Genomic DNA, 16183 nt, shown 5'->3' on the forward strand with positions numbered 1-16183 from the left:
CGGAAGAGCGCGCGGCTTATAGTCCTGCGCTGCGGGCATAGCCTAGCCCGTTTTCAGGCCCTCGATATGCAAATCTGCATAACTCGTGCAATGGCGGTTAGATGGTGACCTGGGTTCCGACTTCAACCACCCGCCCGGTGGGAATCTGGAAATAGTCGGTCGCGTCGTTGGCGGATCGGCTCAGCGCAATGAAGAGATGGTCTTGCCACAGCGGCATGCCCGACTGCGCCGAAGCCTTCAGGGATCTCCGGGACACGAAGAACGACGTCGACATGATGTCGAACTGCCAGCCCTGTTTGCGCGCGATCGCGAGCGCCTTCGGCACATTCGGCTGCTCCATATAGCCGAAGCGCAGACGGACCTTGGAGAACTTGTCGCTGATCTTCTCCATCCTGAACCGCTCCGACAGATCGACCCGCGGCGTCTGCGCGGTCTCGATGGTCAGGATCACGTTGTGCTCGTGCAGCACCTTGTTGTGCTTGAGATTGTGCAGCAGCGCGGTCGGCACGAAAGCGGGATCGCTGGTGAGGAACACCGCCGTGCCCTTGACGATGTGCGGCGGCCGCTTCTCCAGGCTCCGGATCAGATCGTCCAGCGGCACCTCGATCCGCCGCGTTTTCTGGATCAGGATTGCCGAGCCCTTGCGCCAAGTCCAGACGGTCCCCGCCATGACGAAACCGAACAGCAGCGGCACCCAGGCGCCGTCGAGAAGCTTCAGCAGGTTGGCGCTGAAAAAGCTCAGATCGACGATGACCAGAGGTACGATCACGGCGGCGGCCGTCGCTGCGCGCCAATTCCACAACTTCCAGATCACGACGAAGCCCATGATGCCGTCGGCCACCATGGTGGTGGAGACTGCAATGCCGTAGGCCGATGCCAGATTGCTGGGCGTGTGGAAGAGCAGCACCAGCAGCATCACGCCGATCAGCAACAGCCGGTTGACGCGGGGCAGATAGATCTGGCCGGCATGGGATTCGGAGGTGTAACGCACCTCGAAGCGAGGCAACAGACCGAGCTGCACGGCCTGGTGGACCAGCGAATAGGCGCCCGTGATCACCGCCTGGCTCGCGATCACGGTTGCGGCCGTCGCAAGTCCAACCAGGGGCAGCACCAGGCTCTCGGGCACCATGCGATAGAACGAATGCTCGATCGCGCTGGGATCGGACAGCACCAGCGCCCCCTGGCCGAAATAGTTGATCAGGAGCGCAGGCAGCACGAAGAACATCCAGGCCGACTGGATCGGCTTGCGGCCGAAATGCCCGAGATCCGCATAGAGCGCCTCGCCTCCGGTCACCGCCAGGAACACGGCGCCGAGCGTCACGAGGCCGATCACGCCGTGCGACAGCACGAACTGCACTGCATAATAGGGATTGATTGCGGCCAGCACCGAGGGGTCGTCGGCGATGTGCACGGCCCCCATCACCGCGATGACGGTGAACCACACCACCATGACGGGCCCGAACGCCGAGGCCACCAGTGCGGTCCCCTTGCTCTGCACGGCGAACAGCAGCACCAGAATGAGGACGGTGAGCGGCACGACATAGTGCTCGAGCGCGGGTGCTGCGAGCTTGAGGCCATTCACTGCCGACAGCACCGAGATCGCCGGCGTGATCATGGAATCCGCGATGAACATGGAGGCGCCGACCACGCCGAGGGCGAGCAGGACCCAGCTTCGCCGCCCGAGCGCGCGCTGGCCGAGCGCCATCAGCGAGAGCGTGCCGCCCTCACCGTTATTGTCCGCGCGCAACAGCAACAGGACGTATTTGGCGGTGACGACGATCAGCAGCGCCCACAGGATCAGCGAGAGCACGCCCAGCACGATGGCCCGCGAGACCGGCTCGCCATGGGCCGCTCCCTTGACCGCCTCGTGAAAGGCATAGAGCGGCGAGGTACCGATATCCCCGAAGACGACGCCGATGCTCCCGAGCGTAAGGGCCCAAAAGCCTGATGTGACCGGCTGCCCGTCCTGGGTTTCGGCCTGTGTGGTGCTCGCCGTCATGGGGGTGAGAAACGCTTCGTCCCTGAATTTGATCCGGCGCCTTTCGACGCTTCCGGCTCGCCTGTCAATCGGTAACCACCATAGCAGGCGCCGGGGCGGATGCTGTGACGCCGCAGCAACGTTCACTGCCTTCGCGACGAGATGCCTCAGGTAAAATGGTAACGCAAGAGCCTTTACGGCTTCAGATTCGGGGGAAGCGGCGGATCTTCACGCATCAGGGTGATGGTCACGCGCCGGTTGGCCGCGAGCGACGGATCGTCCGGAAACAGCGGCTGGGTGTCCGCCTTGCCGGACACGGCGAAGATGTGCGACGGCGGCAGGCCCTCGCGTTCGAGGATCTGGCGCACCGCATTGGCGCGGTCGGCTGACAGATCGAAGGCGCCGTAGTCGCTGCGGTTCGGCACGAAACCGGCCGCGGTGTGGCCGGCGATGGAGACGCGCAGCGGCGTCGCCTTGAGCGGGATCGCGAGCTTCTCGACCAGGCGCCGGGTCCGGTCATAGGGCACCTTGGAGCCGTCGGCGAACATCGAGCGACCGTCCTGGTCGACGATCTCGAGGTTCAGGCCCTGCTTGGTCTCCTCGAACATGATGTGCTTGGACATCTCGGTCAGTTCCGGCATGTCCTGCAACGCCTGGCGCAGCGAAGCCGCGGCCAGCGCGAAATTGCGGTCGACCTTGATCTTCGCGCCGGAGGTCTTTTCGCGATCCTCCTGATCCGGCGTCGGCGTGTTGGAGGAATCTTCCGGCTGGATGTGGTCGACGTTCTTGAGCCGCGGTCGCGTCGGCAGGCCGTCCGATTCGACGATTCCGGAGTAGCGCGCCTCGCTCTGCACGCCGAACGCCTCGCGCATCGAGCCCGCGACGATCTTCAGCTTGTTGGCGTCCTGCGTCGAGAACGCGACCAGCATCACGAAAAACGCCAGCAGCAGCGCCATCAGGTCGGCGAAGGTTACGAACCAGCCGTGACCGCCGCCGTGAGCATCGCCGCGCTTCTTCTTGGCCATCTCTCAAAATCCAGGCGGCGGCCTTTAGGCCGGCACCGGCTCGCCTTCGGAATGACGATGCTTCTCCGGCAGATAGGCCAGCAGCATCTCGCGCACCAGGGTCGGGCTCTTGGAGTCGCGGATCATCAATATCCCGTCGATGATCAAAGTGCGGTTGGTCTCCTCGTCCAGCAGCTTGCCGTGCAGCTTGTCGGCAATCGGCAAGCAGATCAGGTTGGCGACGACGGCGCCGTACAGGGTCGCCAGTAGCGCGGTAGCCATGAACGGACCGAGCTTGGAAGGATCCGACATGTTGGAGAACATCTGCACCATGCCGAGCAGCGTGCCGATCATGCCGAACGCCGGGGCGCAGTCGCCGACGGCGCGGTAGATCTTGCTGCCTTCGTCGAGGTGCATCAGGAAATTGTCGCGGTCGCGCTCCAGATTGTCGCGAATGAAATCGAGATCGTAGCCGTCGGCGACATAGCGGATGCCCTTGGCGAGGAACGGCTCGTCGGTCTCGACCTTTTCCAGTCCGACCGGCCCCTGCTTGCGCGCGATCTCGGCGATGCGGGCGAGTTCGTCGACGAGGTCGTGGGCCGAGAGGCGGCTCAGCGTGAAGGCAAATTTCGCGCCCAGCGGCACACCGTGGATCATCGCCGACAACGGGAAGCGGATCATCGTAGCCGCAAACGAACCGCCGAAGATGACGATGACGGCGTGGATGTCGTAAAACATCCCGAAACTGCCGCCCATCAAGATCAGGGTGGACACCACAATGGCGCCTGCGACCAACCCGACAAGTGTTGCGATATCCATTACTGACTCCAACACGTACGTAACAACGGCCATCCTGGCCGTTGGCGCGGCCCAACCCCGAACCGCATCGCAGACCCTAGAGCGCCGCCCTTAAAGCCGCGTAAAGGTTAAGTCCGGACAGCGGCGTACCTTCCGCTGCGAGCACGGGATTGCCGTCCAGCGACATGGATTTCAATGCTTCGCTAACCATGCCGACGGCGTCAGCGCCGGTGCGGGTGCGGCCCTGCGCCACATCCGGAACAAGAGATGAATTGCTATTCTGGAGCGAGGCGCAGGCTGATTGCGGGAGCCATCGGCGATGTTGACGGTGTTTGGTCTTCTTACTGCACTGCCCGCGGTGCTGGCACTTCACCTGCTCGAACCGGAACTCGTCCTGCCCGCCTTCAGCCTCGTGCTCTTTGTCGAGGCCGCCTTCGCCGTCATCTTGGCCCGCCTGATGCCGGTCCCGGACACTGTCGACGCCATCAGCTTTTGGGACCTCGCCGGAGGCTTCACCCTGATCGGATGCGCCGCAGCCGTATTCGGCGAGCCGGATCAGGCCGTCCTGTTTCTGACGGAACAAGGCGCCCCCCGACCAGCGTCGCGGCCGTAAGTCACCCTCCGGGTAGGCCTTGCTCAACCGGGACCTGACGCGCCAAGGCTGTCGATCCTGATCTCATCGCGCCGTGAAGCGCGATGCGATCTGGATGGATCGTCATCGCGCTTTGGGTTGTTGTTGCCGCATGATCTTTCCGGAAAACCGCTTCGCACTTTTCCGGATCATGCTTTAATGGATCTCGGCCGAACGCTTCAGCGCGGCCTTCAGCTTCTCCAGCGAGAAATCGGGGCTGCGGGCGATCTCCAGGATCGGCGTTTCGCGGCGGCCGCAGAGCTCGGCGGCGTCGGGCAGCTTTGCAGCGATGTCGAGCGGGATCACGATGGCGCCGTGCCGATCGGCGTGGATCAGGTCGTCGGACTTCACGGTCATGCCGGCGACACGCACTTCGCCGCCGAAGCTTTCCGCATGCACCCAGGCGTGCGACGGGCCGATCGAGCCGGCCAGCGCCTGGAAGCCGGGCGCCCATTGCGGGATGTCGCGGATCGAGCCGTCGGTGATGACGCCGAGGCAGCCGAGCGCCTTGTGCACGTTGCTCTGCACCTCGCCCCAGAACGCGCCGTAGCCGACATCGGGGCCGTCGATGTCCTGGATCACCGAGATGCGCGGGCCGTGGCCGGTGCCGACATATTCGTAATAGTCGATGCGGCGCCTGGACTGCTCCTCGGCCGGGAGCGAGGATTTCAAGACCGAGCGGATCGTCACCGTGCGGGCATAACCGACGATCGGCGGCAGGTCCGGGAACGGGCAGACAAGCTGCTTGGTGGTGTAGCCGATCAGCCGCCGCTCGGGCGCCACGATCTCCATCGCATTGCAGATCGTCGGCGTGTCGTAGCGGCCCAGCGCCTCGAGGACGGAAGCGGGCAGCGGCCCGGTCGCGTTATCAGTCACGGCGTTCTCTCCCAGATTGGCGGCTGATTGACGCGATGCCGCCCTCACTGGGCGATATAGCCGAGATCGGGCGTCGACCCAACTCAGGCAGGCCTCATGGCAGATATCCCGCGAAGAACGCTCAGTGCAGCCGACCGGGGCGGTCGTCATCCTGCGGCGGCTCCGACGGGGACGACAGCGTCGGCGCAGAAGGCGGTGACGAGACTTCCCCGTCCGCAGGCGCGGCGGCTTGCAGTGCCCGTGCCTGGTCGCGATAGGATTTGTAGCCGAGCGGCAGGCAGAGCAGATAGAGCACGGTGCCGATCGACAGCACATGCCAGGGATAGGCGATCAGAAGCGCGATGAAGACGATCACGGCGACGAAGGCCGGCAGCACCAGCTCCGGCGGCACGCGCATGCGCTTGGTCTTGCCGGAGAACACCGGCAGGCGCGACACCATCAGGAACGCGATCAGAAGCGTGTAGGCCGCCGTCACCGCCGCAGGGGTGCGGCCGAGCTCCAGGAAGGCGATGTAGATCGGCAGCAGCACCGTGATCGCGCCGGCGGGCGCCGGCACGCCGGTGAAGAAGTTGGCGGCGAAGGCCGGCTTGTTCGGATCGTCCATGGTGGCGTTGAAGCGCGCCAGCCGCAGGCCGCCGGAGATCGCGAACACCATCGCGGCGATCCAGCCGGCATTGCCGAGCTCGTGCAGCTGCCAGAAATAGAGCATCAGGGCCGGCGCCACGCCGAAATTGACGAAGTCGGCGAGGCTGTCGAGCTCGGCGCCGAACTTGGACTGGCCCTTGATCATGCGCGCGATGCGGCCGTCGATGCCGTCGAGCGCGGCCGCGAACACGATGGCGTAGACGGCGAGCGACATCCGCCCTTCGATCGACAGGCGGATCGAGGTCAGGCCGGCGCAGATCGCCAGCAGCGTGATGACGTTGGGCACCAGCATCCGCACCGGGATCGGCCGGAACCGGCGGCGGCGAACGTCGGGATCCCTGGAGTCGTATGGCGTCATGGCTCGTCCTTATCTCAAGGCGAGATATAGCAAGCCGCGCCGCCCTCCGCCATTGCGGCGGAACGCCGGCAAGCACCGGCAATTGGTTAATTGGCGCGGAAGGCGCGGCCCGGGTCCTCGCCGGCCAGGTCGGCCAGGATCGTCTCGCCGGCGATGGCGGTCTGTCCTTCCGACACCAGCGCCTTGGTGCCCACCGGCAGGTAGACGTCGAGGCGCGAGCCGAAGCGGATCAGGCCGAACCGCTCGCCGACGCCGATCGCCTGGCCCTCTTTGACGAAGCAGACGATGCGCTTGGCGACGAGACCGGCGATCTGGACCACGCCGATCCGCGCCGTCGGCGTCGTGATCACCAGCGAGTTGCGCTCATTGTCTTCGCTCGCCTTGTCGAGCTCGGCATTGATGAAGAGGCCCGGCCGGTAGGCGATGCGATCCACCCTGCCCGCCACGGGCGCGCGGTTCACGTGGCAGTTGAACACGCTCATGAACACCGAGATGCGCGGCAGCGGCCGGTCGCCGAGACCAAGCTCGGCCGGCGGCAGCGCCATGGTGATCATCGAGACGCGGCCGTCGGCCGGCGACACCACCAGCCCCTCGCGCACCGGCGTCACGCGGACGGGATCACGGAAGAACAGCGCGCACCAGACGGTCAGGATGGTGCCGATCCACCCCAAAGGGGACCACAGCCAGAACAGGAGCAGGCTCACCAGTGCAAAGCCGCCGATGAAGGGATAGCCCTCCTTGTGGATCGGCGGGATCTGACGCTGGATCGAATCGAGAATGGACATCGTTATCTGCCGGTCGGGGTTGATGGCACGGGTCGTCGCGCGGCCTGTTTAGGCCAGAGTTGGGACCGGAGACAAGCTCACTCCGCTGCCGCAGGCGTCGTCAGAACGTCATCGACCGGCGGCGGCTCCCGGTTGGGCGCGGTGCTGGTGTCGGCCATCTGGGCCAGCTTCTCACGGGCCGCCTCGGCCTCACGCTGCCTGTTCCACATGCTGGCATAGAGCCCGCCCTGCGCGAGCAGGCTCGCATGGGTGCCGCGCTCGGCGATGCGGCCCTGGTCCAGCACGATGATCTCGTCGGCGCCGACGATGGTCGAAAGCCGGTGCGCGATCACCAGCGAGGTGCGGTTCTTGGCCACGCGGTCGAGCGCACCCTGGATCTCGTGCTCAGTGTGGGTGTCGAGCGCCGAGGTCGCCTCGTCGAGCACCAGGATCGGCGGCGCCTTGAGCACCGTGCGCGCGATCGCGACGCGCTGCTTCTCGCCGCCGGACAGCTTCAGGCCGCGCTCGCCGACCTGGGTCTCGTAGCCCATCGGCGCCATGCGGATGAAATTGTCGATCTGCGCCAGCCGCGCCGCCTCCTCGACGTCGGCGTCGGTCGCATCCCAGCGGCCGTAGCGGATGTTGTAGCGGATGGTGTCGTTGAACAGCACGGTATCCTGCGGCACCATGCCGATCGATGCCCGCAAGCTGGCCTGCGTGACGGCGCGGATGTCCTGGCCGTCGATCAGGATCTCGCCGCCGGAGATGTCGTACAGGCGGAACAGCAGCCGGGAGATGGTCGACTTGCCGGCGCCGGACGGACCGACGATCGCGACCGTCTTGCCGGCCGGCACCTCGAAGCTGATCCCTTTCAGGATCGGCCGCGCCGGCTCGTAGGCAAAGCGCACGTCCTCGAAGCGCACGGTGCCGGCGGAAACGACCAGCGGCTTCGCGCCGGGGGAATCCTTGATCTCGGCCTCGCGGCCCAGCACGCTGAACATCTTCTCGATGTCGATGATCGCCTGCTTGATCTCGCGGTAGACCATGCCCATGAAGTTCAGGGGCTGGTAGAGCTGGATCATCATGGCATTGACCAGCACGAAATCGCCGACCGTGTTGGTGCCGTTGCGAACGCCGATCGCGCACATCAGCATGGTCGCGGTCAGCCCCAGGGTGAAGATGACGGCCTGGCCGGTGTTGAGCACCGCGAGCGAGGTATAGGTGCGGACGCTCGCCTCCTCGTAGCGCTCGACCGATCTGTCGTAGCGCTGCGCCTCGCGCGCCTCGGCGCTGAAATACTTCACCGTCTCGTAGTTGAGCAGCGAGTCGATCGCCTTGGTGTTTGCCTCGGTGTCGGAATCGTTCATCTTGCGGCGGATGCCGATCCGCCACTCGGTCGCGATGTAGGTGTAGTACATGTAGAGCGTGACCGTGATCAGGGTCACGACCACGTAGCGCCAGTCGAACTGCCAGAGCAGCACCGCCAGCAGCAGCGTGACCTCGACGATGGTCGGGATCAGCTGCAGGATCACCATGCGCACGATGACCTCGATGCCCTCGCGGCCGCGCTCGAGCACGCGCGTCAGGCCGCCGGTCTTGCGCTCGAGGTGAAAGCGCAGCGACAATTCGTGCATGTGGACGAAGGTGAGGGTCGCAAGCTTGCGCACCGCGTGCATGGCGACGCGGGCGAAGATGCCGTCGCGCCATTGCGTCAGCACCGCCATGAGGATGCGCATCACGCCATAGCTCGCGGTGAGCAGCAGCGGGGAGGCGATCACCCAGAGGTGCCAATTGTCGGCCGCGACTGGCGCGGTGTTGGCGCCGGTCAGCGCGTCCGTCGCCCATTTGAAGCTGAACGGCACGGTGAGCGTGATCAGCTTGGCGGCGAGCAGCAGGACCAGCGACCACACCACCCGCATCTTCAGATCGAAGCGGTCGCCCGGCCAGATATAGGGCCACAGATGGGCCAGCGTGCCCATCAGCGTGGCCCGTTCCAATGGTCCTCCGGCAGGAGGCGGATCGGGAACGTCGGCGCCGTCGAACGATTGAGGTTGGTCCATCAAGAAGCCTGAAAGCCCGCCGGATGCGGGCGCAACTGCGATTAATGCTTTTCGTCCGTCATATAGAGCCTTCCGAATGTCCGCGCACCCCGCCAAATGGCGAATCTTCGATTGTTTATCGTCATTTACCGGTAGATTTCCGGCCAGTCCGAATCACTCGAAGGGCTTGACGCCTCTTCGCTGCAATGCATCATGGCACCAATGAGCACGATCAAAACCGTCTGTGTCTATTGCGGCTCCGGCCCTGGAACCAATCCCAACTTCATCGAAGCCGCAAAGGCGCTCGGCAAGGCGCTGGCGGACAACAAGATCCGCCTCGTTTACGGTGGCGGCTCGCTCGGCCTGATGGGGGCGGTCGCGACCTCCGTGCTGGATCACGGCGGCATGGTCACCGGCATCATCCCCGACTTCCTGCGGATGCGCGAGAACGCGCTGACACGCGTGCAGGAGATGGTCGTCACGCCCGACATGCACGAACGCAAGCGGCTGATGTTCGAGCGCTCGGATGCCTTCGTCGCCTTGCCGGGCGGACTCGGCACGCTGGAGGAGCTGGTCGAGCAGCTGACCTGGCAGCAACTCGGCCGTCACGCCAAGCCCGTGCTGCTGGCCAATATCGACGGCTTCTGGGAGCCGTTGTTCTCCCTGGTGGCGCACATGCGCCAAACCCAGTTCATCCGCGCCGGTCTTACCGTCGATATCCTGAAGGCGGACAAGGTCGAGGAGATCGTCCCGCGGCTGCGCGCTGCGGCTGCACAGATCCCCGACGACCAGCGCGATCTCGCGCCCGACGTGGCGCGGCGGCTCTGAAGCGGAATGGCTTAAGTTGATCGATTGCTGCTCGGTGCAACCTCTCCCGCTTGCGGGAGAGGTCGCGCCGAAGGCGCGGGTGAGGGCTCTCTCCTCTTGGGGGCTGTCCCATTGCGGAAAAACCCTCTCCCCAGCCCTCTCCCGCAAGCGGGAGAGGGAGTGCGCGTACCTTGTGGCAATCAAACCTGATTGCATCGCGCTTAGGCCGCCTTCTATTCCTGAGGGAACGTCACCGCCTCGATGCGATTGCCGTCGGGATCGGTGACGAAGGCGGCGTAATAGCGAACGCGGTCGTGCGGGCGTATGCCCGGCGCGCCGTCGCAGGCGCCGCCAGCAGACAGCGCCGCTGCGTGAAACGCATCGATCTCGGCAGTGGTTTTCGCCCGCAGGCAGATATGCACGCCGCTCTCCGGCGCGACACGCGGCATGCCCTCGCGCAGATTGATCCAGAGCTCGGGATAGGCCTTGCCGAACCCGACCGTCCGCGGTCGCGTGACGAGACGCGCAAGACCGAGGGCCGCGAGCGTCGCTTCGTAGAACTTTGCGGCACGGTCGAGATCGCTGACGCCGACGGAGACATGGTCGATCATTTGCCCTGCCCCTCCAACAGTCATTCCGGGGCACGCGAAGCGTGAACCCGGAATCTCGAGATTCTCAGGCGCGCAATTGCGCACCATAGTTCGATGCTCCGCATCGCCCCGGAATGACGAGACAAACACCTACGCCGGCGCCCCCGACTTCACCAGCTTGTAGATCACCGAATCCATCAGCGCCTGGAACGAGGCGTCGATGATGTTCGGGGACACGCCGACCGTGGTCCAGCGGTCGCCGTTCTCGTCTTCGCTCTCGATCAGAACGCGCGTGACCGCGCCGGTGCCGCCGTTGAGGATACGCACGCGGTAGTCGATCAGCTTCAACCCCTCGATGTATTTCTGGTACTTGCCGAGGTCCTTGCGCAAGGCGACGTCGAGCGCGTTGACGGGGCCGTTGCCCTCCGCGGCCGAAATCAGGTGCTCGCCGGCGACGTCGACCTTCACCACCGCAAGCGCGACGGTGACGCGCTCCCCCAGCGCGTTGTAGCGCTGCTCGACATTGACGTCGAACTGCTCGACCTCGAAATAATGCGGCACCTTGCCGAGGGTGCGGCGCGCCAGCAATTCGAAAGAAGCGTTGGCGGATTCATAGGCGTAGCCTTGCGCCTCGCGCTCCTTCAGTTCCTCGACGAGACGCGTCAGCTTCGGATCGCTCTTCTCGTAGGGAATGCCGGCACGGTCGAGTTCGGCGATGACGTTGGAGCGCCCGGCCTGGTCCGACACCAGCACCTTGCGGTGATTGCCGACCAGCTCCGGCAACACGTGCTCGTAGGTCTGCGGATCCTTCAGCACGGCCGAAGCGTGAATGCCGGTCTTGGTGACGAAGGCGCTCTCGCCGACGTAGGGAGCATGGCGGTTCGGTATGCGGTTCAGCATGTCGTCGAGCGTCCGCGAGACCTTGACGAGCGTTGCGAGCTTCTCGGCGGTGACGCCGATCTCGAAGGCGTCGGCAAAACCCGTCTTCAGCTTCAGCGTCGGGATCAGCGAGCAGAGATTGGCGTTGCCGCAGCGCTCGCCGAGGCCGTTCAGCGTCCCCTGGATCTGCCGCGCGCCGGCGCGCACGGCGGCGAGCGAATTGGCCACGGCCTGCTCGGTGTCGTTATGGGCGTGGATGCCGACGTGATCGCCGGGGATGTGCCTGGTCACGTCTCGCACGATGGCCTCGATCTCGTCGGGCATGGTGCCGCCATTGGTGTCGCACAGCACCACCCAGCGCGCGCCGGCCTCAAAGGCTGCCTTGGCGCAGGCCAGCGCAAAGGCGGCGTCTTCCTTGTAGCCGTCGAAGAAATGCTCGCAATCGAGCATCACCTCGCGCCCGGCCGCCTTCGCCGCCGCGACGCTGTCGCGGATCGAGGCGAGGTTCTCGTCCTTCGTGGTCTCCAGCGCGACGCGGACCTGATAGGCCGACGCCTTCGCCACGAAGCAGATCGCATCGGCCTTGGCCTCCAGCAGCCCGGCGATACCGGGATCGTTGGAGACCGAGCGGCCTGCCCGCCGCGTCATGCCGAAGGCGGTGAAGCGCGCATGCTTGAGCTTCGGCTTGCTGCCGAAGAACTCGGTATCGGTCGGATTCGCCCCGGGATAGCCGCCCTCGACATAGTCGATGCCGAGATCATCCAGCATCGCTGCGATGACCTGCTTGTCCTCGAGCGTGAAGTCGACGCCGTTGGTCTGCGCCCCGTCGCGCAGCGTGGTGTCGAACAGATAAAGACGCTGCTTGCTCATGGCCCCGCTCCGAGCGTCTTCTTCATGGTGGTGTTGGCGAGCCACTCGTCGTTGATGGTGACGCTGTTGCGCTGCTGGGCGGTGTAACCGCGCTTGGCAAAGAAGCCCTCGGCGGTGTCGCTGGCATCGACCGACAGGCTCGTGGCGCCGCGGCCGCCTGCGAGCTTCTCCAGCGCATCCACCAGCATGGTTGCGATGCCCTGCCCGCTGACAGCCGGATGGACATAGAGCATGCGGATGTGATCGTTGCCGCGCAGCGAAGCAAATCCGACCGGCGAGCCTTCCAACGTGGCGATCAGCGTCAGGTCCGACGCAAGCCGCTTGCCGAACTCCTCGTCCTCGGCCGCCGCCATCCAGGCTTCCTGCTGCGCCTCGTTATAGTCGTCGCCGGTCAGCTCCTCGATGCTCGCCGCGAAGATCGCCGCGAGCACTGGCACATCTGCCGGCAGAAACGGCCGGAGACCTGGCTTTGGGTGTGCTTGTGCCATCGTCCTCACCACATCCCATAGAGCTTGAGCACCAGCGCCACCGCGCCGGCGAGCAGCGCGATCTTCAGCGCGATGTAATAGAGCCAGTGCCGCGGGAAAGGCGTGTCGGGCCGCTTCATCGCGCGATCTCCCATGTCGTGCCTTCCTTGGAGTCCTTGATCGCAACGCCCATCGCCGCGAGCAGATCGCGGATCCTGTCGGACTCCTTGAAGTCCTTCCGCGCACGCGCCTCTGTCCGCTGCGCGAGCAGGCGCTCGACTGCACCGGCATCGACCCCGCTTGCCTGCTGCTTGCGTCCTTCCCACTGCGCCGCACTCTCCGAGAGGAAACCGAGCAGCCGCAACGACCCCGACAATGCCGCAGCGTCGCCGCGCAGGCCATGCAGCGCCGCGATCGCCAGCGGCGTGTTGAGGTCGTCGAGCAGCGGCTCGGTGACGGCAATTGCGGCCTTCCCGGGCGCCGCGTCGGCCGCGAGGCGATACCAGTCATCGAGCGTTTTGGCGCTCTCTTCCAGCGACTTCATGGTCCAGTCGATCGGCGAGCGGTAATGCGTCTTCAGCATATTCAGCCGCAGCACTTCGCCCGGCCAGTCCTTCAGCAGTTCGTGGATCGTGATGAAGTTGCCGAGGCTCTTGGACATCTTCTCGCTCTCGACCTGCAGGAAGCCGTTGTGCATCCAATAGTTGGCCATGCGCTCGCGGTGGAAGGCGCAGCAGGTCTGCGCCACCTCGTTCTCGTGATGCGGAAACACGAGGTCGATACCGCCGCCATGGATGTCGAAATGCTCGCCAAGATGCTTCCAGGCCATCGCCGAGCACTCGATGTGCCAGCCGGGGCGGCCCTGCGCGGCAATGCCTGATGGCGACGGCCAGGACGGCTCGCCAGGCTTGGACGGTTTCCACAGCACGAAGTCGGTGGCATCCCGCTTGTAGGGCGCGACATCCACCCGCGCGCCGGCGATCATCTCGTCGAGCGAGCGCTTCGACAGCGCGCCATAGCGGGGCAGCGCGGAATTGGCCGCGTTCATCGCCTGGGGCGAGAACAGCACGTGCTCCTCGGCGACATAGGCAAAGCCGCCGGCGACCAGCCGCTCGATGATCTCGCGCATCTCGCCGATATGCTCGGTGGCGCGCGGCTCGACGCTCGGCCGCAGCGCGCCGAGCGCATCGACGTCGGCATGAAACTGCTTGCCGGTCTGTTCGGTGACCTTGCGAATGGCCTCGTTCAGCGGCAGGCCGGGGAAGTCCCGCGCGGCACGATCGTTGATCTTGTCGTCGACGTCGGTGATGTTGCGGACATATTTGACATGCGCTTCGCCGTAGAGGTGGCGGAGCAGCCGAAACAGCACGTCGAACACGATCACCGGCCGCGCATTGCCGATATGGGCGAAGTCATAGACCGTCGGTCCGCAGACATACATGCGGACGTTGCTCGCATCGAGCGGCACGAAGGTGCGCTTTTCCCGGCTCAGCGTATCGTAAAGACGCAATTCCATGACAACCCATCCTCTCGGCCGGGCGTCCAAGGCTCTCAATGTGGTTGAGAAAAGACGGCTCCAGCCAGCGAATCGCTAGCTCGTAATCTCGCGGCAAATGGCGCAAATGGCGAGGAGACCGTTCATGCGGCACATATGGGCCACCACGCCCCCCGGCGTCAAGGGCCGCCAAAATGCCGCTTTTGCCCCGCCCCCGGCCCGACACTTCATGATCCCCTAACCATTTGAGGCCATTCTGGAACCCGCAATTCCTTCATGTTTGCCTCGGTCTTTTCATGCGATCCCTGCTCGCGCTCATGGTCGGCGCCTCGATCCTTGCAGCTCCCGTCGCCCTGGCCGAGACCCGCGTCTTCATCATCGCCAATCAGACCGGCAGCTATGGGGTCGATCAGTGCCTGGCCGAGAGCGGCAAATGCGGCGCGGCCGCTGCGCGCACCTATTGCCGGTCACGAGATTTTGCCCAGGCATCGAGCTACCGCCGGGTCGATCCCGACGAAATTACCGGCTCCGTCCCCAAATCCGGCGCAAACTGCTCCCATGGCCATTGCGACGAGTATGTCGCAATCACCTGCCAGCGCTGAATTCGCTCGGAGCTGGCGGACCTTAGGACCGGTCTTGGCCCTCGAAACGACGTGACGGTGCCGCAGGAAGCGGCTATTGGAGGGCGCGCTTCGGCCCTTCAGAGTCACCTCGACAAGTCACATTGGGCCGTGACCTCGCTAGAATGGCGGATATGCCTGAATTCTTGTTTCTCTCCCGTGCCCGCTTCATCCGTGCCTGCACCGTGCTCCTGAGCACGATCGTGCTTGCCACCGGCGCTCTTGCGCAGGCTGGACCACCCGGCCCGCCGCCTCAGCCCGGCCAGAACGGGCTCGGACCGAACCCGATGTGCGTGCGATTGGAAGGCCAACTCGCCGCGCTCGATCGCGGCGGCAGCGGGGATCCCGCGCGCGAAGAGCAGATCCGCCGCTATCAGGATTCCCAGGCCAGGCAGCAGGCCGAACTCGACCGGGTCACCATGCAGGCCAAGCGCATGGGCTGCGATTCCTCGGGCTTCTTCTCGCTGTTCAACGGCCAGTCGGCGCAGTGCGGCCCGGTCAACACCCAGATCCAGCAGATGCGCGCCAATCTCGACCAGATCACCGGCAACCTGGAGCGCCTGCGCGCCGGCAGCGGCGGCATGAGCCCGGAGCGCGACAGCCAGCGCCGCTCGGTGCTGCTGGCGCTGGCGCAGAACAATTGCGGCCCGCAATACGCCAACGCCGTCCAGCAGCAAGGCGGCGGCAACTTCCTGAGCAATCTGTTCGGCGGCAACAACCCGAACAATCCGCAAGCCATGCCGCCCTCCGATCTCGGCCCGCAATCCGGCACGTTCCGCACCGTCTGCGTACGCACCTGCGACGGCGCCTATTTCCCGATCTCGTTTGCCACGGTGCCGGCGCGCTTCGGCGACGACGAGAAGACCTGCAAGGCGCTGTGTCCGGCTGCGGAAGCCGTGCTCTACACCCATCGCAATCCCGGCGAAGACATGAACGCGGCGGTCTCGATCGGCGGCCAGCCCTACACGGCGCTGCCGACCGCGTTCAAATTCCGCAGCGAGTTCAACCCGTCCTGCTCCTGCAAGGCGGCGGGACAGAGCTGGGCGGATGCGCTGAAATCCGCGGACGACAAGGCCGCCGCCGAGCAGCAGGGCGACATCATCGTCACCGAGGAGAGCGCCAGGAAGATGCAGCAGCAGCGGCTCAACAAGGGCACGCCGCAACCTGCCAATACCAAAAAGGGCGCGGCACCAGCGCCGACGACGGCGAATGCACCGGCTGCACCGCCGCCGGCGGACACCGGCGCGCCTGCCAGCTCCGAGAACAAGCCGATCCGCTCCGTCGGCCCGACCTTCCTGCCGCAGCAACAGAAGTGAGATTTCTTACTTCCTTCTCCCCTTGCGGGAGAAGGTGGCGTGAAGC

The 16183-nt window shown here is 65.1% G+C and carries 15 protein-coding genes; 3 read left to right on the forward strand and 12 right to left on the reverse strand.

The window, feature by feature from the left end:
- Positions 1–97: 97 nt before the first annotated feature.
- The 8 genes from AC3WLX_RS05120 to AC3WLX_RS05155 form a co-directional block, all read right to left on the reverse strand.
- On the reverse strand, positions 98–1999 hold the full coding sequence (locus AC3WLX_RS05120) for a potassium transporter Kup (protein ID WP_492334944.1): 1902 nt from the start codon (positions 1997–1999) through the stop codon (positions 98–100).
- A gap of 173 nt (positions 2000–2172) precedes the next feature.
- Positions 2173–3003 (reverse strand): OmpA/MotB family protein, encoded by an 831-nt coding sequence (locus tag AC3WLX_RS05125; RefSeq protein WP_291627828.1) that lies wholly within the window; start codon positions 3001–3003, stop codon positions 2173–2175.
- A gap of 24 nt (positions 3004–3027) precedes the next feature.
- The gene (locus AC3WLX_RS05130) at positions 3028–3801 is read right to left on the reverse strand and encodes a motility protein A (protein WP_291627829.1); all 774 of its coding nucleotides are present in this window, start codon (positions 3799–3801) and stop codon (positions 3028–3030) included.
- Positions 3802–3877: 76 nt separating this feature from the next.
- A complete protein-coding gene (locus tag AC3WLX_RS05135) occupies positions 3878–4363 on the reverse strand; it encodes a hypothetical protein (RefSeq protein ID WP_492334945.1) in 486 nt (161 codons plus the stop codon).
- A 204-nt stretch (positions 4364–4567) separates the two neighbouring features.
- On the reverse strand, positions 4568–5287 hold the full coding sequence (locus AC3WLX_RS05140; RefSeq protein ID WP_492334946.1) for an RraA family protein: 720 nt from the start codon (positions 5285–5287) through the stop codon (positions 4568–4570).
- Between the two features lie 121 nt (positions 5288–5408).
- The gene (locus AC3WLX_RS05145; RefSeq protein ID WP_492334947.1) at positions 5409–6290 is read right to left on the reverse strand and encodes a CDP-alcohol phosphatidyltransferase family protein; all 882 of its coding nucleotides are present in this window, start codon (positions 6288–6290) and stop codon (positions 5409–5411) included.
- Positions 6291–6376: 86 nt separating this feature from the next.
- Positions 6377–7081, reverse strand: a complete 705-nt coding sequence (locus AC3WLX_RS05150; RefSeq protein WP_492335919.1) for a phosphatidylserine decarboxylase — start codon at positions 7079–7081, stop codon at positions 6377–6379.
- A 71-nt stretch (positions 7082–7152) separates the two neighbouring features.
- A complete protein-coding gene (locus AC3WLX_RS05155) occupies positions 7153–9114 on the reverse strand; it encodes an ABCB family ABC transporter ATP-binding protein/permease (RefSeq protein ID WP_492334948.1) in 1962 nt (653 codons plus the stop codon).
- Between the two features lie 201 nt (positions 9115–9315).
- On the opposite strand from AC3WLX_RS05155, the gene AC3WLX_RS05160 reads away from it, so the two are divergent.
- Entirely contained in the window at positions 9316–9921 is a 606-nt protein-coding gene (locus AC3WLX_RS05160) for an LOG family protein (RefSeq protein ID WP_291627088.1), read from the forward strand.
- 212 nt (positions 9922–10133) lie between these two features.
- On the opposite strand, the gene AC3WLX_RS05165 is transcribed toward AC3WLX_RS05160, so the two are convergent.
- From AC3WLX_RS05165 to cysS, 4 genes are all read right to left on the reverse strand, one after another.
- Positions 10134–10511 (reverse strand): VOC family protein, encoded by a 378-nt coding sequence (locus AC3WLX_RS05165; protein WP_492334949.1) that lies wholly within the window; start codon positions 10509–10511, stop codon positions 10134–10136.
- Between the two features lie 129 nt (positions 10512–10640).
- On the reverse strand, positions 10641–12239 hold the full coding sequence (gene cimA, locus AC3WLX_RS05170) for a citramalate synthase (protein ID WP_492334950.1): 1599 nt from the start codon (positions 12237–12239) through the stop codon (positions 10641–10643).
- The gene (locus AC3WLX_RS05175; RefSeq protein WP_492334951.1) at positions 12236–12727 is read right to left on the reverse strand and encodes a GNAT family N-acetyltransferase; all 492 of its coding nucleotides are present in this window, start codon (positions 12725–12727) and stop codon (positions 12236–12238) included. The genes cimA and AC3WLX_RS05175 overlap by 4 nt, the downstream gene beginning before the upstream one ends.
- A 115-nt stretch (positions 12728–12842) precedes the next feature.
- Positions 12843–14222: a cysteine--tRNA ligase gene (cysS, locus tag AC3WLX_RS05180; protein ID WP_492334952.1), complete on the reverse strand. Its 1380-nt coding sequence runs from the start codon at positions 14220–14222 to the stop codon at positions 12843–12845.
- A gap of 275 nt (positions 14223–14497) precedes the next feature.
- On the opposite strand from cysS, the gene AC3WLX_RS05185 reads away from it, so the two are divergent.
- On the forward strand, positions 14498–14803 hold the full coding sequence (locus tag AC3WLX_RS05185; protein ID WP_492334953.1) for a hypothetical protein: 306 nt from the start codon (positions 14498–14500) through the stop codon (positions 14801–14803).
- A 143-nt stretch (positions 14804–14946) separates the two neighbouring features.
- Positions 14947–16137: a DUF2865 domain-containing protein gene (locus tag AC3WLX_RS05190; RefSeq protein ID WP_492334954.1), complete on the forward strand. Its 1191-nt coding sequence runs from the start codon at positions 14947–14949 to the stop codon at positions 16135–16137.
- Positions 16138–16183 lie beyond the last annotated feature (46 nt).

The organism is Bradyrhizobium sp. FW305-F6 (assembly GCF_058782905.1).